The sequence below is a fragment of the Pseudomonas sp. Xaverov 83 genome, from assembly GCF_019352905.1.
In the GTDB taxonomy this organism is placed as follows: Bacteria; Pseudomonadota; Gammaproteobacteria; order Pseudomonadales; family Pseudomonadaceae; genus Aquipseudomonas; species Aquipseudomonas yamanorum.
The window spans coordinates 10,940-31,194 of record NZ_JAAAFU010000096.1 but is presented as its reverse complement, the minus strand read 5'-3'; the positions used below and the strand labels follow the sequence as shown (position 1 = coordinate 31,194).

Here is a 20,255-nt window from a genome sequence, read left to right as displayed (position 1 = left end):
CGGCCAGTACCCGTTGATTACTTACAAACGTGCCTATCAATCAAAGCAAAACGCCATAGCGGCAAGGGCACCCTTTACGGCGCAAATTCACCCAGGCTTTTGCGAGCAGTTGGGATGGCGTACTCAAGCAACTCTAAAGGGACATCCTGCTCGAACAAGGTCACCTAAAAACGCAGCCTCTCGTCATTCCTGAATATATCAAAGACTAAATCGTTGCCGCGCCAGCACTCAATAGCCAACCCGTCATGCCTCTTTGTTACGTGTGAGGCGGTAAAACTCGTATTCAACTCCGTGTACGACCATATCGCACCTCCTTATCTGAGGTGGCAACGATACCTCTCCCCTCTACGAATTTGATAGCCGCTATCGCGGCAAGGACGAAGTTATGCCCGAACAAAAGATTACGTTCGTCAACAGTGAGCCCGCCAAGTGCGGCTGCAAGATGGAATTCAGCTCTGGTGGCGGGCACTACTCCGACGTGGTTTACGTCACTCCCTGTGAGGCGCACAGCGGCAGCAAGCCGTTTGGGCCGGTCGATGTGAAGCGCGATGCAGGCGGCTGGTGGTATCACCCTAACATTCCGAGCTTTGGCGAAGGCGAAGACCCGGCGCCCTACATTGCCTGGATCAAGGAGCAGGGCCTGGAACTGAAAGGCTGGCACTCTGGCGACGAAACCTACGATCTTCCAGATGAAGATGCCGCATGCACCACCTGGAACCCCGAATCGCCAGGCCCTGAGTGGTTCCTGATGGGGATCTTCGATACGGATGACGGCCCCTATGTTCAGTGGGCGCGCCGGGTGACGCCATGATCGCCACCCTCTGGTTCGCCTACGTCTTCATCTATAAGGGGCCGAGGCCATGATCATCAAGATCGCTTTTGACCCAGACAACCTGAAACCAGACGATGAAGCCTACCCCGCATTCCAGGCTGGCGGCATCACGCTTAAGGTTTGGGCGCTCTACAAAAAGCACTTCATAACCTGCCAATACTTCCGGGAAAACCTAATCGCGATGGCAGAACTGTTTGAGCGAATGCTTGATATCGAAGACCACGACATTCTCCCGTACACAAACATTGATGAGTTCGTTGCCTACCTGGGCGCCTGTGGAATTTACGGGACAATCGCTGGCCCACGGCACAAAGAGATGGTCGGGTGGGTTGTTCGGTACTGGGACTATTTCAACCTGGCCACCCAGTGGTCTTTGACCCTTCAGTACAAAGTCGTGAAGGAGGTTGACGAAACCTTGACCATTCGCGGCTTCCACACCGCAACAGCCTAACCCCAATCCCCCTACATGCCTGCCGGTGAGCGGCGGGCGAGGTATTCCCGTGGACGAAGAAAGCCAAGTGCAGTGCACCCGGTGCCGAAACAAACACCTTCACAGCGATCGCAAGAGCGTGCCAAGCAGTTGGCTCAAAGGTGTTCGCGATCTCGTATGCCCACGCTGCAACTGCCGCAATTACTACCGTCTCGGCGCCGACGGCAAACGCACCAACTAACTCACCTTCTGCCGCCCAGCGCGGCAAGGACACCACATGTTCGCATTCAAACTCACCCTGATCCTGCTGGGCGCTTTGCTGTACCTGGGAGGCACCGCCGGCTGGTTCTTTTGGCTCGCCCCACGCCTTCTGGCGGACGGCGAAACAGCCGACATCCTCTACGCCTTCGCCGGCACCTGCGGCTGGCTGCTGATCACCTTCGGTTTCATCGTTCACATCATCAAGGCAGCGCGGCCCACTACGGGCGCACGGAGCGATCCATGAGCGGAGTTCAATTCCTATCGCATGAAGAGGTTTGCGAGCTGACCGGCGCTCGGACAAAGGCTGGCCAGATCCTGAACCTCAAAAGGAACGGCATCAGGCACACCATCAAAATGAACGGTTGGCCGAGCGTGACAGCCATGGCAGTTACTGCCGTCGGCATGTCCGAGCCAGAAAAACTCGTATGGAAACCACGCAAGGCAAGCTGAAATGGGAAGAAGACCAAGTAAGCCGGGCTCCATCGCCCGGCTGAGAGAGCGCAAGAAAGCCAGCGGCCGTGTTTTTTACTATTACGACACCGGCGGAAAGGACCGCAAGGAAATACCCTTGGGTAGTGACTACGGCTTGGCCATCATGGCGTATGCAAAGCTGGAGCGTGATCGCACTTCAACCGAACTGGTTGCCAGGGTGATCACCTTTCGGTACGTGGCAGAAAAGTACCTGGTTGAAGTTGTGCCCACCAAGGGCGCAGCGACTCAGCTCGACAACCAGCGAGAACTGAAAAACTTAATGGCGTTCTTCGATGATCCGCCCGCACCGCTTGAGACTATCGAGCCTCTTCATGTTCGCCAGTATCTGACCTGGCGAAAGTCAGCGCCGGTAAGAGCCAATCGAGAAAAGGCCCTGCTCAGCGCGATATGGAACTACGCCAGGGACAAGGGCTATACATCACTGGCGAACCCATGCGCCGGAATCAAAGGAAACAAGGAGACTGGACGGGACACATACGTTGAGGACGAGCTGTTCAAGCGAGTTCACGACAAGGCTGACGCCGGGTTGCGTGATGCCATGGACCTCGCCTACCTGACTGGTCAACGAGTCACGGACACACGGCTGATGGACGAAAGAGACGTAAGGGATGGGCAGATCTGGGTCCTCCAAGGGAAAACAAAGGCAAAACGTCGAATCGAGGTCACCGGCGAACTGAAGGTTTTGATTGATCGAATAATGTCCCGAAAGTCAGGGCATAAAGTCCGCTCGACGCGGCTGATCGTTGCGGAGGATGGCACACCGATGACGGTGGCAATGTTGCGTAGGAGATTTGATATAGCGAGGGAAGCTGCTGGGGTGGCTAAGCCTGAGTTTCAAATGCGGGATCTGCGCGCCAAAGCTGGTACGGACAAGGCCGAGTCCAGCGGCGACATCATGCAGGCCAAGGATCAACTTGGGCATACCACCGTCGTGATGACTGAGCAGTACATCCGCAACCGGAAAGGCAAGAAAGTCTCACCAACGAAGTGAATTGCGGACCAGTTATTTTATTGCGGACCGGAAACAAACAAGGGCTTGCATCAGCTTTCGCCCGCAAACCCTTGATTCTAGATGGTGCCCGAAGCCGGAATCGAACCGGCACGCCCTTACGAGCGGGGGATTTTAAGTCCCATGCGTCTACCAGTTTCGCCATTCGGGCGGTAGCGCTATACAGCGAGCCAAGCAGCTTCAAAAGCCCTTGAGCGTTGCAGCAGGCTAGGGAATATATAGATCCAGCCCCCTCGATGCAAGGTCGGGCGCGGGCTTTTTCAAACAAACCAGCGGCTCCTCTGCAAACAAAAAAGCTCGCCAGATCAGTGATCTACAGATTTCAGCCGCAGTGCTGAGCAATAGCAGCACCCACCGCTTCGGCATCTGCGGCACTCGCCACCAGGCGCATCAGGAAAAATAAGTCATGACGGCAATGACCACTGAAACCCAAACCAGGGTCATCAAAAACGACAGCGCAGCCAATGTTTTGCCCATTTGCCTACTCGCCCCGATGAAAACCGCTTCAGTGAATCAACTCTTTTGCCTTCTCCAGGCACTCCGTGGCGCTGTCCAGTGCTTCGGCCGCTTTGGCTGAGGCAGAATTGCCATTTTCAGCGCGATTGCCGGTGATGACAAACAACACATCGACACCGACCTTGGCAATCGCCGCCAGGTAATCTGCCCGTGGAAAACGCACACCGTTTTCATAACGCCCCTGGGCATTGGTCTCAACGCCTCCGACCTTGCCCAGCGTCGCTTGAGAATAGCCAAGCCTGACACGCTCTGCCTTTAACCTCGCCCCAATGCTCATAAACAACCTCCTTTGTGGGATCGTGGATACGATACTGCGCACAAAAGGTTAGTTCCTTGACCGAACTGAGCCGCTATTTATTGCCTGATCCTAGAAAACCATCACCCCTTGTTATCCGGCACCTGCGGCGCCTGAGGGCATCTGATACGCTTTTTTCTTCTGCATCTGACCCTGTAACGAAACCCGTCCTGGCCTGACAATACACCCACTCCCGACACGCCCGTGGAGCCCGACAGGAACCGTCCTGCCGGCCCGTTCATTTCGGAGGCCTTATGGCTAAGATGGCATTTTTCCTGTTCGGTTTTCTTGCGCTGACCATTGCGATTGGTCTGCTTGCCACCATCTCACCGGTCTAGGATCCCTCCCCTCGCCTGACGTCAGAGGGAGTTTCAGCCGGCAAAAAACATCGGATACAACGACAGCACCAACAACCCCGCCATCGACCAGTTGAACACCCACAACCAGCGCGGCTCGCGCAACACATTGCGCAAGCCGCTGCCACAGCCGGCCCACACACAAACACTGGGCAGGTTCACCAGGGCAAACACCGCCGCAATCAACAGCACGTTGGTGACATAACCGTCGGCAGGCGTATAGGTGGTGATCGCGCCCAATGCCATGACCCAGGCCTTGGGGTTGACCCACTGGAATGCCGCCGCGCCGAGAAAAGTCATGGGTTTGCGCTTGTCATCGGTGTCATCGGACATCGCGCTGGAGGTTGCAATCTTCCACGCCAGGTACAGCAAATACGCCGCCCCCACATAGCGCAATACGGTGTAGGCCCACGGCAACGCCTTGAATACCTCACCCAGCCCCAAGCCTACGGCGATCACCAACAACATGAAGCCAATGCTGATCCCCAGTGCATGGGGAATCGAGCGAATAAAACCGAAGTTCACCCCGGACGCCAGCAACATGGTGTTATTGGGACCTGGGGTGATTGAGGACACAAAGGCGAACAGCGCAAAGGCTGACAACAGGCTTGAAGACATAAGCATGGCGCGACATCCGAACGAGTACTGTGGCCGTGACAGTAGAACGTTGCGCCAGCCTGCGCCCCGTACAGCTACGGGTAGATAGAGGCATACACTTCGTCAGCCCCCCAACAAGCGCCTTCGAACCAAACTGCCATTGGTTTGCCTTCATTGATCGGTATACTTGCGCCCTCCTCTGCACCCTGTGCTGAACACATCCTGAAAGGACACTCGATGAGCAACTACCTCGACCGCGCGCTGACGGGCCTGCGGACCCTGGGCATTAATCTTCTGCAGCCGGTTCCAGATGCACCGGTACTGGTATTGCTGGACCGCGTGGCCCAGTACGACACCGCCAAAGTCACCGCTATCGCTGCCGTGCTGCAACAGTCGACCACCTTTAACAGCGTGGTTCGCGAACAGATCGCCGGCATGGATATCTCCACACGCTTCATGGACATCACCCAGAGCTTCACCTCGATTCGCGAAGACGCCGCCGCCATGGCCGGCTGGATGGATGACGGGCGCCTGGATACGCTGGAGAAGCTCAAGCTGAGCTGGATGAACCTGCGTCGTGGCTCGATCCCCAGCCGCTTCAGCGAGATCCGTGAAAACTACCTGCAGGTGTGCAAGTCGGCCAATGACCAGATCTCCCGGGAAACGGTGATTCTGGAAGCCTACCTGGACTTCCGCATGGCCATGAAGGCGGCCGAGGTCGATGCCCAACAAGTGCTTGCCCTGGCCGGCCAGGTCCTGGAGCAGCGTACCCAGGCCTTGAACGAAGCCAACGCCCAAGTTACGGCTGCCGAAACCCTGGCGCCGGCCGAACGCGCGGCCCTGGAGTTGCGTCGCGATGAAGCCGTACGCGCGCTGCAGGACGAAGACAAGCGCTACCAGATCGTCAAGGACATCGCCGATGACCTCAAGGTCGGCTACAACACGGCCGAAATGGTCTTCGCCCGGATCAACCAGGTGCATGTGATCAAGGAGCGCCAGTACCAGCGCATGGTCTCGTTTTTCTCCACCAACGAAGTGGTATTGACCGGCCTCGCCGTGTCGTTCACCAGTAACAGTGGCCTGGCCGAAGCCACCAACACGCTGAATGCCACCACCGACGGCATCAGCAAGGGCCTTGAAGCCCTGGGCAGCACCGGCAACACCCAATTGGAAGCGGCGGTCAAGGCCAGCTATGGCTCCACCATCAAGGTCGACTCGGTGCGCGCCCTGGCCGAAGCCACCCTGAGCTTCCAGACTGACATGCACGGCCTGACGGAAACCTACCGCGCTGAATCCAGCAACGCGTCCCGTGACATCGCCGAAGCCGTCGAAGAGGCCAAACGCAAGTTCGCCGCATTGCTGACAAAGGCCGCTTGATGAGCGACATTCTTCTCTCCGAGCAACTCGGCGCGATGGCGCTGGTGGATCAACTGCGCCACCAGCAGATGGCGGTTGAAAAGGACTTGAGCCTGCCCCAACGCCGTGCCGAAGTGGCGGCGCGCATCCGCGAGTATTACCAGAACAACGGCATTCAATTTACCGAAGCGCAGATCGACCAGGGCGTGCGCGAATTCTTTTCCAAACGCCTGGTGTTCGAGGCCCCGGAACTGAGTGCGCTTGACCGTTTCTGGAGCAACGTACTGCTCAGGCGGCATCGCGGCATACTCGTCATCCAACTCATCGCGGTCACCTTGCTGGTGGTGCAATGCAGCCGGGTGATGGTCGCCAGACACGAAATCCAAGAAGCTCAAAGAGCGGCCATCGCCGTCGAGACGAGCGCGGCACAAAAACAATCAGACATCGCCCACCTGAAGGCTCGCCTGAGCGCCGTGCAACAGGACCCGGCCTATATTGAGGGCGGCGACCTGTTCAGTGCCCTGCCCCGCCTGAATACCAAGGCCGAACATGCCCTGGCCATGGTCGATACCTCCGGGGTCGATTACGCCAGTGAGCAGATCGGCGTGCTGGAGGCGTTTTTAGCCAAGGTCAAGGCAGTCCAGCCGATGACCGATCAGCTCAACGAGTTGACCCGCAAGGTCGCCGACATTCACCTGCCAGCCGCCGACAGTAAAGCGACGCGGGGCATGCAGGCCGAATTGGTCATGATCAAAGACCTCATCGGGAAATTCGAGATCGAAAAAGCCGGCGGCCAACTCAGGGCCCTGCGTGCCAACACCGAACTGATCCCCAAGGAGGTGACCATTCGGGTTGTCGACCGCCCCGGCACGCCGTCCGGTGTCGAGCGCTGCTACGACAAGGCGCTGTGTAATTCCAATCCTGGTTCGACCCAGGGCAAGAGCTGGTATTTGGTTGTTGAAGCCGTCGACCTGTCGGACAGGCCGGTGCTGCTGCCCACCGTCAGCAGTGAGACCGGCACCGGCGCCTGGGCCAGCCAGTTCGCTGTGCGGGTACCGCAGGCCGAATACCTGAAGGTCAAGGCCGACAAACTCGACGACGGCCACCTGACCAACCGAGTAGTCGGCCGCAAGCCAGCCGGCAGGATGGAAGTCACCTATTTGAGCCAACGGACCACCGACCCGCTCGAAACGATATTGGAGTGGTGAAGACATGACGCCTGACACCCTGATCGGCATCACCGAACGTAACTCCCGCAACGCCGAATTGATGATGCGCACGGCCGAGCAACACCTGTCTGAACTGCTCGGCGAGCAACTGGCGCTGGAGCAGGACATTACCCAGCGCCTGGGTAAAATCGCGGCCCTGCACCTGGACCAGGGCAACACGCAGAACGAGCAAGTCGCCGCCGCCCTGAACCTGCGCCAACAGTCCCAGGACCTGCTCCACCAGCAACTGCGCGACGCTGAGCAGGCCGTGGCCCAGGCGCTGGCGGGCAAGGAAAAATTGCAAGCGCGTGCCGACACCCTCGATCAGCAAGCCCGGCAATCCCTGGAGCAAAACCCTGACTACGCCCGCCAGGTCGAGCAACTGGACCTGGCCCAGGCCGCCCACCGAGAACACGTCAGCGGTTATGAAGACCTGCGCCAGGAGTGCGCACTGAAGCGTCCGACCTTTGATACCAACCTGGTCTACGTCTACCTGCGCGGACACGCCTTCGGCACCGACCAATACCGGCGCAACCGTCTGAACCGCTGGATGGACAACTGGCTGGCGACCAAGGTGAACTACCTCGCCAACCGTAAGAACGAGCTGAGCCTGATCGCCCTTGGTGAGCGAAACGAGACCTTGCAGGCCGAGCGCATCGCCCTGATCAGCACCTTGAGCGCAAGTGTCGATGCGCAACTCGCTCAGGCACGTGACCAGCACGGACAGGCCTCAATACAACCCGAGCTCGATACCCTTCAACGCGTGGTCGACAACGCCAAGCGCCAGGCCAATACCATCCAGGAAAAACTCGGCAGCTACTCACGCAACGAAGACCCGCAGTACCAGCGCGCTCGGCAGTTGCTCACTGACCAGTTGAAAACCCAGAGCATTGGCGAATTGATCGACCTGGCCAGCCACACCCCGGGCGACGCCGACGACCTGATCGTCGAGCAGCTGCAAACCCTGAACCTGCGCTTGAAAGCGGTGGTACAGCAACTGGAGCAGACCCAGGAAGAAGCCGTGGTGCACCAAAGCAGCTACCAGCGTGCCAAAGACCTGGAGCGCAAAGTTCGCAACGATGCGTTTACCGGCCGCGATGTTTACTTTGACCTGTCGACTGACTTCGAGCGTCTGGTAGAGAGCTACATGACCCAGGGTGCAACCCTTGGCCAGGTTGTGGATGTGCTAAGCCGGGGCCTTAAAATCGTGCGCCGCAGCCAGGTAGCGGCAGGGGCGACGCGAGGCTATGTCAGCGCATCGATCAGCCCTGTCGTCCTAGGCGTCGCCACCGTCGAAAGCAGCAATAACAACACGGCCAGCTTTTCGACGTCAGGCAGTACAGGCGGCGGCAGCTTCAGGACGACCGACAGCTTCTAGCCTGGCGCGAAGCAAATCCGGGACTTCCTCGTTGCTAGCTGTCAGACAACGAGGAAGTGATCTGCGCAATCGCATCCTGATCCAGCCCGTCCAGCGTGCGGTAGTGGTTGATGATCAACGTCTCCTTGTCACTCAGGGTGGCCTGGTTGATAACCGCCCTCTCCCCCGTCAACACGTAAAGCACGTCCACGCCTTTATGCCGGAGGGCAATCAGGTAATCGGTCTTGGGCGCCCGCGCGCCACTTTCGTAGTGCACCTGAGCATTCGCACCCACACCGCCAATCGCACCAAACTCCTGTTGGGAGAGCCCCAGGATCTTGCGTTCTTCCTTCAGGCGGATGCCGAGTTTATCGTCCATGGTGGGTACCTCAATAAACGTGTTTAACACCCACCATACGCTTATGTGCCGGAGCGGGGTCCATTCATTCGGAAGGGTTACCGGCAGACAATATTCATCAGGGTTCACGTGACGTCAGCGGCGAGCCGACTTACCTTGGCCACCCGCCCCTCTTACTGGTGCAGAGCGTGCTAAAGATCACCACCCTTGCCGCCGGGTTTATCTGCCTGTCGATGCTGCCTGCTACCCAGGCGAGTGATGGGTTCTACGTCAACCCGCAGTCCACCGCCGCACAGTGGGTCCAGCAGCACCCCGATACGCCTGCCACTGCAAGTATCCGCTCAACCATTGCCGAGGTGCCCAGTGCCCTGTGGCTGACCGGCACCAGCCAGGCTGCGGGCACGCTCCCGGCTCGAGTCAATCGTTACGTATCGGCCGCTGCCGGCGCGGATAGAACGCCGATCCTGGTGGCCTACAACTTGCCCCATCGCGACTGCAGCGGCGGCGCGTCTGCAGGGGGCGCACCGAATGCGACAGCGTACCGGGCCTGGATAGACCAACTGATCAACGGTATTGGAGACAAGCCTGCGGTGGTTATTCTGGAACCGGATGCACTGGCCGATATGCAGTGCCTGGACAAGGACAAGCGCTCCGAGCGGCTGGAGCTGTTCAATTACGCCGTGTCGGGGCTCAAGCAGCGCGCACACCATGCGGATGTTTATCTGGACGCCGGCAATCCAGGCTGGAAATTCCCAGGCACCATGGCCGAGACGTTGAATGCAGCCGGTGTAAAACAAGCCCGCGGGTTTGCCCTGAATATCGCCAACTTCTACACCCTCGCCCAGGTGCGCAGTTACGGTGACGCGATCAATGCCAGGCTGTTAAGCGAATACACCTATACAAAAGCCATCGCGGTAGACACCAGCCGCAACGGCAACGGCGCAACGCCTGGTGACTGGTGCAACCCCACGGGTCGCAAGATCGGTATGACACCGCAAGTGCTTTCGCCACAGTTGGTTGCCCTATGGATCAAGCTTCCGGGCAACTCGGACGGGGCGTCTTCGACAAAAGCCGATTGTCACGGTGGCCCGGCGGCAGGCACGTTCAGCCCCGAACTGGCGTTGCGCCTGATTGATGGGAACTAAGAGCGCCCCTTGCATCGCGCTGCCCCATTGCCCAGGATGGCCCTCTTGAGCTCAACACCGGCAAGGAAGCATCACGTTACCGAGGCCGAACGAACATGACGCTCCCTGAAGATAACCCGTTGAAGACAGAGGAGTATCAGCGCCAGGCGAATCTCTGGTACTGGCTTCCCCTTGGTTTATTGGTGGTTTTTTTAACGATTACTTCAATGATTTTCCTGGGGGCAAACCCACCAGAATGGATGTTTGTCGCACTCAACGTTGGCTGGGCCATCGTTGCATTGACGCTGCTGGTGCGGCTATCGGGCGTGTACTGCGCCAAGTGACGTAGCACGGCGCGTCGCCATCCTGGTACTTCGTCTCGAGTAGATGCTCGTCTTAAAAACCCATCAATGTGCGAGAAACAACGTGAAACAACTCACATTTATGGTGTTTCGCTGTTGAAGGTCAAAAATTGACCAAATATATTTCGCTGCACCCGAGCGCTCACTTCTATACGGATATTGTTCTGCGCTTGCTCGGGCCCCCGGATCTGCGCAGGCAATAAAACATTGAGGTTTGCCATGCGCCTTTCCAGACTCGCACCCGCCGCCGCCCTGTTCAGCCTGTTCACCCTCACCGCCCAAGCCGCCGACCTGTCAGCCCTCACGGGCGCCCTGTCATCTGCCCTCGGTGGCGCCAGCAACAGCAACAACACCGTCAACGCCAATAACGCCAACTGCCAGCAACAGATCCGCGACCTGCAGACGAATATCAATGCGGCCAATGCCAAGGGCGATACCTTGCGCGCGACCGCGTTCCAGGCAGCGCTGACTCAAACCAACAAAAGCTGCAGCAACAGCACTTACAACGCTCAGGCGCAGGTGGATACCAATCCCCAACGCCAGCAAAACGTGAACAAGGCTGCGGATGCGATCAACGCCATTGGCGGGCTGTTCAAGTAAGTTGGGATGCACTGTGAGAAAGGCCCGTGATTGCGGGCCATTTTTCTGCCAAGCCTATCGTTGATAAGCCTTTCGGTATGTTGTTGGGCTCACGCCCACGATCGAGAAAAAGTGCTGACGTAACGACAGGCTTGTACCAAACCCGCAGGAACCGGCGATCGTCTCAATGCTATGGTCGGTTGTTTCTAGCTGCAGTTGGGCTGCCTTGATTCGCTCGTTCGTAAGCCACTTCCCAAACGTCGAGCCGGTGAGTTGCTTGAAGTGTCGAGTGAAACTACGCCGACTCATCGCCAGCCTCGTCGCGACTTGATCGATTGACAAAGGTTGGCCCAAGTTTGCCCGAAGCCAATCCAGCAACTGGCCGAGGCGCTGGTCGCTTGCGCCTTGAGGAACAGGCTGACTGATGAACTGAGCCTGGCCGCCGTCCCGATGTGGGGAAACAAGCAGTTGACGCGCCAACGCGTTGGCAACCCCCCGCCCATAAATGCGCCTGACGATGTGGATACAGCAATCGAGCCCCGCGGCCACGCCCGCCGAGGTCAGGATTTGCTCCACCTCGACATAGAGCACTTTGGGGTCTACTTCGATGCGTGGGAAGTCTCGCGCCAGATGCGCCGCCCAAGCCCAGTGCGTGGTTGCCCGCTTGTCGCTCAGCAGCCCCGCATGAGCAAGCACAAACGCCCCCAGACACAGGCCGACGACCAGCGCGCCTCTTGCATAAGCAGCCTGAAGCGTTTCGAGGAGTGCTGTCGGCGGCGTTTCGGTGACATCCCGCCAGCTTGGAACAATCACGATATCGGCCCCGGCCACCTGATCCAGACCATGGTCGCAGTGGATGGCGAAACCGGCGTTGGTAACCAGCACGCCCTCCTCGCCCGCACAGACCACCAGATCGAACCAAGGCGAATCCCCCACTCTGCGATCTTTACCAAACACCAGGCAGGGCACGGACAAGTGAAAGGGGCTGATGCGGTTAAACGCGATGACTGCAACGCTCACACTTTTTTTCACGGAGGCTGGCCTGATCAAGATTGGCCCGATTCTAATGAAAAATGGTCATTGGGCCAATGGTACCAATGCTCGGATACGTCCACTCTGATCCCAGCTGCATTTCGCCGGGAAATGCGCAAATCAGAGCCCAGGCCTCAATGAACATCGCGACCTTTTGCACCCTAGGAGTACTTATGACGACGCTCTCGATGACCGAACCGACATACGCTGCCGAACCGGTGCCCTCCATCCCCTACACCACCGAGTCCACTGGCTATCACTGGACCAGCGTGGAAGGCGTGAAGGTTTTCTATCGTGAGGCCGGCCCCAAAGGCGCGCCGACCCTTGTGCTGCTCCATGGCTACCCTTCTTCGTCGCGCATGTGGGACTCGTTGATACCGCTGCTTGCTGATCGGTATCACGTGATCGCACCCGACTACCCTGGGTTCGGCAGAAGCGACGCACCCTCTGTGGCGACCTACGCCTACACGTTTGACCATCTGGCCGACACCATGAGCAAGCTGCTCACGCAATTGCGCATCGATGAGTACACCCTGTTCATGCAGGACTACGGGGGCCCGATAGGCTTCCGGATGATCCTCAATGCGCCGCAAAAACTGCACGGCATCATCATCCAGAATGCCAACGCCTATAACGAAGGCCTGGGAGCCAAGTGGGCGAACATCGCCAAGTATTGGAAGGCCCCTTCCGAACACCCCGAGCAAGTCGATGCGTTCATCGGATACGAAGGCACGAAGCAGCGCCACTTGGGCACCAGCCCTCATCCCGAGCGTTACAACCCTGATGCCTGGGAAGACGAGTTTGCCGCATTGTCCCGCCCGGGCCAGCGGGCGATACAGTCGGCGTTGTTACTGGACTACCAAAACAACGTCGCCTCTTACCCAAAATGGCAGCAATGGTTGAAAGACCATCAACCGCCCATGTTGGTCATGTGGGGGAAATACGACCCGTCGTTCATTGTGCCGGGGGCCATGCGTTACAAGGATGATGTGCCGGGTGCAGAGGTTCATGTTCTGGATGCGGGGCATTTCGCACTGGATGAGAAAACTGAACAGATTGCCAGCCTGACGCGGCTGTTTATGGCGCGCATTACCGGCAGTAAATAGTCAGTGCCGGCACTTTTCCAGGCCCAATAAAAATCGCTTCCACTGTTTAAAAAATTCTCGGTTTTTTAAGGGCCAGCAAGGCAAATCGCTTTAACTTGCGGGACGTTTCCTAGAGAATCCTTCGGCCTTGTGCCCGCTGGAATCACTGGCTAGTCTTCGCTTCGTCGCTGCATATCAGCGACCGGGTGTGAGAATCCGGAACCAGTAGGCGCCAAGCGCCACTACCGTCTGTAGCATGCTCTATGGCGGCTGTGTGCGGGCAGACTTCGGTCTGGCCGGAGTCCTACTGTCCGGTATTCTCACCCTGCACATAGCTGCCACCTTTTGTCGAGTGAGACCGATACGAGGAAGTCACTACCTCCGACCCGATCCCGTCTCCCACCCAATATTTACCGTTCACCAAGACGTCAGCTTTGAAGACGCAATCGCCCAAATCTCTGAATTACTGCGCTGTGCAGCCGCAACGGCTGAGGGTTCTGTGCAGGGATCAACTGGCGAAAACCGGGGCATGGCGTGTTCCACCGTTCACCTGATAGACATGGCTAGAACGTTGGCAGATCAGGCGTTGGATTGTTTAAAACCGCGCTAAAACAAAAAGCTTGGGGGCTGAACTACTTGAAATAAAAGAAATCAGTCCCCTTTACCCGCTTTATCCCTCATCAAATCGGCAGCCTGCTCCGTCACTTCATCACCACATGAACCTCATAGCCCTTTCCGGTCGGCCATTCGTCCCGAAGTACCTCCACTGTTCCAGTCCCGACCTCTGCCGTTTCCGGCTGACCAAGCACGATGGCCTTCTTGATGGATGCTGGCAGCGGCGCTCCCAGCGCTTTCGATGCAAGCTTCTCCGCTGCTTTTCCGAGCGCTTGTATTGAGGCACCGGGTGATTTGGGCTGGTTGAAATTCAACACGAGCTTTACCTGATCAACCGTCGAGCCGCTACCTGTTGCGTAATAAGCCAAGTTATTAGCCAGTGGAGCCCCGCCGCCGATGTCCTTGTAATTGCTGGCGCATCCCGATGTACCATCACCGTAATCAGTCCACTTTCGACCCTTCAGGCCCGAGTCGGAAAGGAACGCACAGACATTTTCCGGGGACGATTGCTTTAAATCCGCAAAACACGTCACCGAAAAAGCCAGTAATAACGGCAGAACAGTAATTTTAAGCATCTTTTTAGTCTCCCTTCCTGTGGGCACTTTGAGATCCGGCGTCATTCCGGCCCGAAACGAATACTCTGTTTCTCTCAAAAAAACCATCCTGAAGCCCCCGCCGAGGTACCCCCATGGAATCCCAGACAATAAAAAACCCCGTAGACATTAATCTACGGGGCTTCTAAGAGTGGAGGCCGAAGTCGGAATCGAACCGGCGTAGGCGGATTTGCAATCCGTCATTGATCGTCCATTTCATTGGCCTAAACCGAGGAACCCCCCGTATCCATTGGCTTTTCACTAATAGTCCATCTTCTGCATTCATGACTATATGGGACATCCATTGTCCCACCCTCCCCCAGCGTCCTGCCGAAGAACACAATCCCACCTGACACACCCCGAGTTCACTTGTAGAATCGGCCCGCTCGCAGGCAAGGCAGGCCGGCGGAAATCACCCAGCGCTCACAGAAGTCGCTTAAATGACGGATAACCAATTGCAGAAGCTAAACAATATTCAGTTCCTACGGTTCATTGCGGCCGTGCTGGTCGTGATTGCTCACGGCTCCGTTGCTCCCTTCGGCTTACCCAACGAATTCTTCAATACTGGCAGATTCGGCGTGGACATCTTCTTTGTGATCAGCGGGTTCATCATCCCGTACATCCTGTTCGGGGGTTCCCACACTGAGATGTCAAAGGTCAAGCTGTCGGGCTGGGCATTCTTCCTGCGCCGCGTGGCCAGGATCTGGCCGATGTACTTCCTCGTTACCATGCTCGTATTCGTGTGCGTCTGGATCGTTGGTAGCGGGTGGTTTAAGCCGAACCCCGACCTAGCATTTGCCTTTAGCGTCGCCAAGCTGGATATGAAACTACTTTTCGAGTCCCTTACTTTCACGCACTCATTCATTGCGCCGACACTAGATGTGGGCTGGACGCTCCAGTTTGAGTTCATGTTCTACACCATCATTGCAATACTGATGGTTGTCGGGGTGAGAAGGTTGGAGACATTCATAATCTCCACCGCCGCCGTCATGCTGATATCGCTGTTCATTTTGAACTCAACGGCAAAGCCCTATCTTGACTGGATCGCTCCGGTAAAACTGATTGGCTCTTCCATGATGTTCGAATTCCTGTTTGGGCTTGTTCTATATCGTGTCCACTCGGCTGGCGTGCATCTGGCAAAAATCCCGGCCATCCTGATACTGGTTTTTGCAATCCCGCTACTGCTGGTGGTGCAGTTGAACAACCTACTGCCAGGGCTCAATGGCCAGGCGTTTTATCGCCCCATCGTATGGGGCGCACTGGCGTTCATGATGGTGTGGGCTGCGCTGAGCCTTGAGGGCATATACGAGCCTCACAGGTATCTGGTGCTTCTGGGTAATGCTTCATACAGCTTGTATCTGATCCACTGGATCCTGATGCCGTGGGTAGCCCACTTCTTCGACACCTATGGGCTGTACAAATACGGTGTTGTTTTCTTCTACTTCGTCTACCTTGGTGTGTGCTTGGGTGCATCGGTTGTGCTGTTCAAGTACGTCGAAAACCCGATGAATACGGCGATAAAGAAACACCTCCTGTAAAAGATAAGCCCGGCATAAGCCGGGCTTTCTCGTTTAGAAGTTCCTGCTTTGCTCAAACCAGACGCCGCCGGTCTGCAAGAAGTCCATAAAAGTGTTGGTTGTAAGGCCTGAAATGTTAGTCCCCCCTTTAAGCCATCAGCTCCTTGGCCCGACCGCGCAGCATTTCAAAGATCTCGGCGATTCTCTGTCTTCAAGGTTGCCGGTGGCAGCCCGCACAGCGTTAATGCAAGGGGTCATTTACCGTTCCTTATGTCGCATACGGCCGCGGCGCGGTATGCCTTGGAGTACTGTTCGGCGCGATCTGCAAGGGCCTGAGCGGCTTCTGCTTCATCACGACTCGCCGCTACAACGTCGGCCCTGTCCTTCTCTGGTAACTGGTCAAGCATCTCCTAGACCAAAGCCTCGTCCTCGTCATAAGCCTGCTTGGCGGCGTCGAGTTCATCCTGTGGCTGGGCTTTCGGGGCGCTATCGGCGCGCAGGCTTTCTGCCTGCGCCTACGGATCAATGCGCCGCGCCGACGGGCGCTTCACATATTCCATGGCGCTTGCGGCCTTGGCTGGGTACTCCAAGTCGAACATGGCCTGAACATCGGCGTCGCGACCGCTTACGGCCTGAGCTATCACGGTGCGCAACGCGCTGTCACGTACGGTTCAGTCTGCATCTGCCGCAGTATCGCGGGCGGTGCGAATGGCGGCGCCCAGTGGCCGCTCCTGATACCCTTGCATGATTTGCTTGGCCCTGGCCTCTATTTGAGGACGAAGACGTTCTGGCACTTCGCCTTTGTCGATCTGGTTCAGGTCGCGCCGGTCAAACTCGCCGGCCGTATTGCGCTCAAGCGTGGTATTGATCTCGGCCTGTGTAGCGATCTGTTCTTTTGGGTCGCGATAGTGTCTCTTGCCGCGCGCTCAGCTTGTTTCCCGGTCATCTGCTGAGACTTAAACCCTTTGGCCAAGTCCTTGTATGTAGAATCAAGGCTCATGGCCTGCTGGGTAAGGGCCAGGCGAGCGTCACGGTAATCAGCCAGATCGGATGATCGAAGCTCGGCAAGCGACTTCCGCCCGTACTTGCTTTCGGACCACGTCTTGATCCGCGTGAGTTTCTATCGGGCCCCCTTCTTTTGCGGCGAGACCTCCCTGGAGTATCGCGGCAACGCCTCTGCGACGGTAGTGGATTCAGCCTCTCGGGTATCCACGAACCGCTTTCGCGACATATCTCCCTCGATCTCAGAACCCCACCGCTACGCTTCCGCTTTCGCATCAAACGAAGCGGAAGGTGATGGGTATCCCTTTTTGCGGATCTTCGTCCGCCATATCCCATTGGGACGCTGTTCGATAGTGGCCATGAAGCGGATTTTGCCGATCGTCCATGGGACATGCAAACTTTCTCAGTGTCCCAGAATTGTCCCAATTGACCCGGGCAACAAAATCTACAGGCATAAAAAAGCCCCGCAACCCAATGGCTGCGGGGCTTTCTAGAGTGGAGGCCGAGGTCGGAATCGAACCGGCGTAGGCGGATTTGCAATCCGCTGCATAACCATTTTGCTACTCGGCCTCAAACGATCAATGCCTTACAACCGACATTCACCGCATACAAACTTGAGTGGGCTACGTGAAGCTTGCCTCTACTCTATCTCATTGAAAACATTGAAGTTTTTAATGCTTCAGTGCGTTCGATGGGCGCAATTATGTACTCATTTGCCAGGGCTTGCAACCCCTTGATTTCAAAAAATATTCTCTCAAGGGGCTTCGTTTCCCGGTGGGCTACCCTACCGCCCGGCTTCTTCCTTGTCACGGATAACCTGCAATTGGTACTGCGGGTCCGCCTTGATCTGCTGTTCGGTAAACGGCAGTGGGCTGAGTTTTTTCTCGGAAAACGCCTGGGTCTGGTCCTTGTAGTATTTCGACGCCGGGTCGCTGGACAGGGAGAACGCCAGTACGCCTTCGGCATTGGGGCCCTTCTCGTCGAAGGTCACGATCTGCAAGTAGCTGCTGCCACTAACCACCTCGCGCTTGCCGTCAGCCCTTGGCACGCTTTGCATGGCGTTGTACACGCCAAGCTCTTGTGGCCCGCCATGGATCTGGGTTTGGCCCGAGACCTGGATGTCACCCCAGCGGCTGTCGGCGGTCAGCCCGCGTTTCGCAACGTCGGCGGCTGAGGCAAGCATCGCTCCATGCAGGGCCTTGGCCACGCCTGCGCGTTCAATTGCCAATCCACGAGGCGTGGTCAGTGGTTGTGCCGGGTCGAAACCCACCTTCCATGCGTCGGGCGCTTGCGCCAGTTGTTCCGCCAGGTTGATGAAGTGCACCAGGCCCAGGCCGCTGTCGAGGTTGGCGCGCTGGTCCCAGCTTTTCAGGCTGTCGCACACGGATTTCACGGCGGCGTCGGCACCCGCGCAGTACTTGAGCAGGTCCGGCATGACTTGGCTGGCAAGATACACCTGGTTGTCCATGACCATGTTCTGTAAGTCGGCAGCTTTGATCGGCTGCTTGTCGAGCTCCTGCAAGCGCTGCAAGGCGAAACGGGCACGTGGGCCCAGGCCGATTTTCTCCTGGCTGATCACCGGCGAGAATCCGGTCAGCGGCGCCTTGGGGTTGGCCATCCACGCCGAGTCATTGGAGTGCTGTACGTAGTCGGTGCGCTGCAGTTGTGGCAGTTGATCGGCCGGGAAGATCCCGGCTTGGGCGGCACGCGGGTCTATGTCCCAGGCGCAGGCGCTGCGGGAGCCGTCGAGCATGATGAATTGCAGGCCAACCCGGGGATCGCTGCACTGCGCGAGTTTTTTCGCGCTGACGTTCGGTACCACCGACAGGTTCATGTACAGGCTCTGGCCCAGGTCGTCCGCCGCCAGGGTGTTGACCCACGGGATACCCTGCAGGGTGTGCACCGAGGCTTGCAGCTCCTTGAGGTTCGCAGCGCGGTTCATCGCATACCACTGTTGCAGAACACGGTCGTTGCCCAGGTTGGCGTCCCGCAGGCTGAAGGCATATTTGTTGTCCCAGTCGAGCTTGCCAGGCCATTGCACCACCGGACCGAACTGCGAGCTGTAGACCGTGCGGGACTCTTCCTTGTTGCTGCCGTCGGCAGCTTTGACCTGCACCTTGATGCTGGTTTTATCCATGGGCAGGGATTTGCCGTCCAGCAGGTAGCGGGTCGGGTCCTTGGGATCCAGGGTCAGGCGGTACAGGGTGAAGTGCTTGGACGTATCCACGGTGTGTGTCCAGGCCACGTGCTGGTTGAAGCCGATATTGATCACCGGCAGGCCCGGCAAGGCGGCGCCCATTACATCCAGCTGGCCGGGAATGGTCAGGTGCATCTCGTAGAAGCGCATGCCGCCAATCCATGGAAAATGCGGGTTGGCCAGCAGCATGCCGCGACCATTGAACGAACGGTCGCGGCCGACGGCGACGGCGTTGCTGCCGCGGTCGAGGGCAAAACGCTGTTGATTGGCTGCTGCGACCTCAAATGCCTTGGCATCCACCTGGGCGACGGCATTGGGCGGCGTGGCGCCCACCACCGCTTCGGCAAACTGCCCGACGCCACCTTCCACCAGCAGCCGGCGAGTCACCTTGACCAGGTCTTCAGCCGTGATCGGCCGTACCCAGGCCGCCTGGCACTGCGCCGGCAAGCCTTGGGCGGTACGCTCCTTGAGGTAACGGTTGTAGCCGGCGACATACCCTTCAATGCGCTGCTGCATCGCCGGGGGTTGCGCCTTCCAGAATGCCGCAACGGCCTCGGGTGTGTTCAGCCAGGTGAAGAACACGTCGTTGGTCAGGTTATTGCGCCCTTCCTGGGTCGCCTGCTCGGGGCCAAAGTACTTGGCGCGCTCGCCGTTGACGGTCACCACTTCATTGGCCAGCAGGCACAGGTTGTCCTGGGCGTAGGCGTAACCGATGCCAAACCCCAGGCTGCGCTCATCGTTGGCCCGGATATGCGGGACACCAAAGCTGGTACGCCGAATCTCGGCGGTGGTCTGTTGCTCCTGCACCCGCGCCGTGGCCGAAACACTCAGCCCCAGCAACGCCCCAGCCACGCACACCCTGAACAACCCGTTGGAAATAATCACGCAGACTCCACAGCCAAATTAAAAACACCGTGACGAGGGACAGCTTCGCCAACACCTCAGTTAAGACGTAAATACCGGAAATAATTTAGCAGCCGCAGATGGTTATTCGGACATGCCGGTATGTCTCCAGGATGTTACCGACAAAATTTCTACATCCCGCGCTTCATGATTTCGGCTGCTCGTACGTCTTATTAACT

Annotated in this window: 21 protein-coding genes, 2 tRNA genes and 2 pseudogenes; 14 read left to right on the top strand and 11 right to left on the bottom strand. The window is 57.6% G+C overall.

What is annotated here, in order from left to right; all coding sequences use genetic code 11:
* Positions 1-74: 74 nt before the first annotated feature.
* Positions 75-303 (bottom strand): annotated as a pseudogene (locus K0H47_RS31545) (hypothetical protein).
* 82 nt (positions 304-385) lie between these two features.
* Here K0H47_RS31545 and K0H47_RS29595 point away from each other — a divergent pair.
* From K0H47_RS29595 to xerC, 5 genes are all read left to right on the top strand, one after another.
* Positions 386-811, top strand: a complete 426-nt coding sequence (locus K0H47_RS29595) for a hypothetical protein (protein ID WP_257626769.1) — start codon at positions 386-388, stop codon at positions 809-811.
* Between the two features lie 49 nt (positions 812-860).
* The gene (locus K0H47_RS29590; RefSeq protein WP_219274046.1) at positions 861-1,283 is read left to right on the top strand and encodes a hypothetical protein; all 423 of its coding nucleotides are present in this window, start codon (positions 861-863) and stop codon (positions 1,281-1,283) included.
* Between the two features lie 256 nt (positions 1,284-1,539).
* Positions 1,540-1,767, top strand: a complete 228-nt coding sequence (locus K0H47_RS29585; RefSeq protein WP_219274045.1) for a hypothetical protein — start codon at positions 1,540-1,542, stop codon at positions 1,765-1,767.
* Entirely contained in the window at positions 1,764-1,973 is a 210-nt protein-coding gene (locus K0H47_RS29580) for a DUF4224 domain-containing protein (protein ID WP_063030663.1), read from the top strand. The genes K0H47_RS29585 and K0H47_RS29580 overlap by 4 nt, the downstream gene beginning before the upstream one ends.
* 1 nt (position 1,974) lies before the next feature.
* The gene (gene xerC / locus K0H47_RS29575) at positions 1,975-3,006 is read left to right on the top strand and encodes a tyrosine recombinase XerC (protein WP_219274044.1); all 1,032 of its coding nucleotides are present in this window, start codon (positions 1,975-1,977) and stop codon (positions 3,004-3,006) included.
* 82 nt (positions 3,007-3,088) lie between these two features.
* On the opposite strand, the gene K0H47_RS29570 is transcribed toward xerC, so the two are convergent.
* The 3 genes from K0H47_RS29570 to K0H47_RS29560 all read right to left on the bottom strand — a co-directional run bounded on the left by K0H47_RS29570 (position 3,089) and on the right by K0H47_RS29560 (position 4,815).
* Positions 3,089-3,175: transfer RNA gene (locus K0H47_RS29570), tRNA-Leu, on the bottom strand.
* Positions 3,176-3,529: 354 nt separating this feature from the next.
* Entirely contained in the window at positions 3,530-3,817 is a 288-nt protein-coding gene (locus K0H47_RS29565) for a helix-turn-helix domain-containing protein (protein WP_063030667.1), read from the bottom strand.
* Between the two features lie 389 nt (positions 3,818-4,206).
* Positions 4,207-4,815 carry a LysE family translocator gene (locus K0H47_RS29560; protein WP_219274043.1) on the bottom strand — a complete coding sequence of 203 codons (609 nt, stop codon included), beginning with the start codon at positions 4,813-4,815 and terminating at the stop codon, positions 4,207-4,209.
* A 210-nt stretch (positions 4,816-5,025) separates the two neighbouring features.
* Between K0H47_RS29560 and K0H47_RS29555 the strand changes: the two genes are divergently transcribed.
* From K0H47_RS29555 to K0H47_RS29545, 3 genes are read left to right on the top strand one after another with little or no spacing between them, the layout of a single operon-like run.
* A complete protein-coding gene (locus tag K0H47_RS29555; protein WP_063030671.1) occupies positions 5,026-6,165 on the top strand; it encodes a hypothetical protein in 1,140 nt (379 codons plus the stop codon).
* A complete protein-coding gene (locus K0H47_RS29550; protein WP_063030672.1) occupies positions 6,165-7,352 on the top strand; it encodes a DUF6384 family protein in 1,188 nt (395 codons plus the stop codon). Before K0H47_RS29555 ends, K0H47_RS29550 begins: the two co-directional genes overlap by 1 nt.
* Positions 7,353-7,356: 4 nt before the next feature.
* Complete coding sequence (locus K0H47_RS29545) at positions 7,357-8,730, top strand: hypothetical protein (RefSeq protein ID WP_219274042.1); 1,374 nt, start codon at positions 7,357-7,359, stop codon at positions 8,728-8,730.
* Positions 8,731-8,764: 34 nt separating this feature from the next.
* Here K0H47_RS29545 and K0H47_RS29540 read toward each other — a convergent pair whose 3' ends face one another.
* Positions 8,765-9,088 carry a helix-turn-helix domain-containing protein gene (locus tag K0H47_RS29540; protein WP_017477617.1) on the bottom strand — a complete coding sequence of 108 codons (324 nt, stop codon included), beginning with the start codon at positions 9,086-9,088 and terminating at the stop codon, positions 8,765-8,767.
* A gap of 167 nt (positions 9,089-9,255) precedes the next feature.
* Between K0H47_RS29540 and K0H47_RS29535 the strand changes: the two genes are divergently transcribed.
* Complete coding sequence (locus K0H47_RS29535; protein WP_219274041.1) at positions 9,256-10,212, top strand: glycoside hydrolase family 6 protein; 957 nt, start codon at positions 9,256-9,258, stop codon at positions 10,210-10,212.
* Positions 10,213-10,307: 95 nt separating this feature from the next.
* Entirely contained in the window at positions 10,308-10,535 is a 228-nt protein-coding gene (locus K0H47_RS29530) for a hypothetical protein (protein WP_093197426.1), read from the top strand.
* Positions 10,536-10,633: 98 nt separating this feature from the next.
* On the opposite strand, the gene K0H47_RS29525 is transcribed toward K0H47_RS29530, so the two are convergent.
* Complete coding sequence (locus tag K0H47_RS29525; protein ID WP_157721253.1) at positions 10,634-10,774, bottom strand: hypothetical protein; 141 nt, start codon at positions 10,772-10,774, stop codon at positions 10,634-10,636.
* On the opposite strand from K0H47_RS29525, the gene K0H47_RS29520 reads away from it, so the two are divergent.
* Positions 10,773-11,153, top strand: coding sequence for a DUF1090 family protein (locus tag K0H47_RS29520; RefSeq protein ID WP_017477613.1), 381 nt, complete (start codon positions 10,773-10,775; stop codon positions 11,151-11,153). The two genes, K0H47_RS29525 and K0H47_RS29520, sit on opposite strands and share 2 nt — an antisense overlap.
* Positions 11,154-11,207: 54 nt before the next feature.
* Here the strand turns inward: K0H47_RS29520 and K0H47_RS29515 are convergent, their stop codons facing one another.
* Complete coding sequence (locus tag K0H47_RS29515; RefSeq protein WP_063030677.1) at positions 11,208-12,152, bottom strand: GlxA family transcriptional regulator; 945 nt, start codon at positions 12,150-12,152, stop codon at positions 11,208-11,210.
* Between the two features lie 185 nt (positions 12,153-12,337).
* Between K0H47_RS29515 and K0H47_RS29510 the strand changes: the two genes are divergently transcribed.
* Together K0H47_RS29510 and K0H47_RS29505 are read left to right on the top strand one after the other, a co-directional pair.
* Complete coding sequence (locus K0H47_RS29510) at positions 12,338-13,270, top strand: alpha/beta fold hydrolase (RefSeq protein ID WP_257626768.1); 933 nt, start codon at positions 12,338-12,340, stop codon at positions 13,268-13,270.
* Positions 13,271-13,610: 340 nt separating this feature from the next.
* The gene (locus K0H47_RS29505) at positions 13,611-13,859 is read left to right on the top strand and encodes a DUF6124 family protein (RefSeq protein WP_219274118.1); all 249 of its coding nucleotides are present in this window, start codon (positions 13,611-13,613) and stop codon (positions 13,857-13,859) included.
* A 91-nt stretch (positions 13,860-13,950) separates the two neighbouring features.
* Here the strand turns inward: K0H47_RS29505 and K0H47_RS29500 are convergent, their stop codons facing one another.
* The gene (locus K0H47_RS29500; protein ID WP_177026656.1) at positions 13,951-14,439 is read right to left on the bottom strand and encodes a DUF6030 family protein; all 489 of its coding nucleotides are present in this window, start codon (positions 14,437-14,439) and stop codon (positions 13,951-13,953) included.
* A gap of 458 nt (positions 14,440-14,897) precedes the next feature.
* Here K0H47_RS29500 and K0H47_RS29495 point away from each other — a divergent pair, with 458 nt between their 5' ends.
* On the top strand, positions 14,898-15,995 hold the full coding sequence (locus tag K0H47_RS29495) for an acyltransferase (RefSeq protein WP_219274040.1): 1,098 nt from the start codon (positions 14,898-14,900) through the stop codon (positions 15,993-15,995).
* 946 nt (positions 15,996-16,941) lie between these two features.
* Here K0H47_RS29495 and K0H47_RS31340 read toward each other — a convergent pair.
* From K0H47_RS31340 to K0H47_RS29485, 3 genes and pseudogenes are all read right to left on the bottom strand, one after another.
* Positions 16,942-17,337 (bottom strand): annotated as a pseudogene (locus tag K0H47_RS31340) (site-specific integrase); the annotation flags it as partial.
* A gap of 135 nt (positions 17,338-17,472) precedes the next feature.
* A tRNA-Cys gene (locus tag K0H47_RS29490) sits at positions 17,473-17,546 on the bottom strand.
* Positions 17,547-17,760: 214 nt separating this feature from the next.
* Positions 17,761-20,058, bottom strand: coding sequence for an acylase (locus K0H47_RS29485; RefSeq protein WP_219274039.1), 2,298 nt, complete (start codon positions 20,056-20,058; stop codon positions 17,761-17,763).
* Between the last annotated feature and the right edge of the window lie 197 nt (positions 20,059-20,255).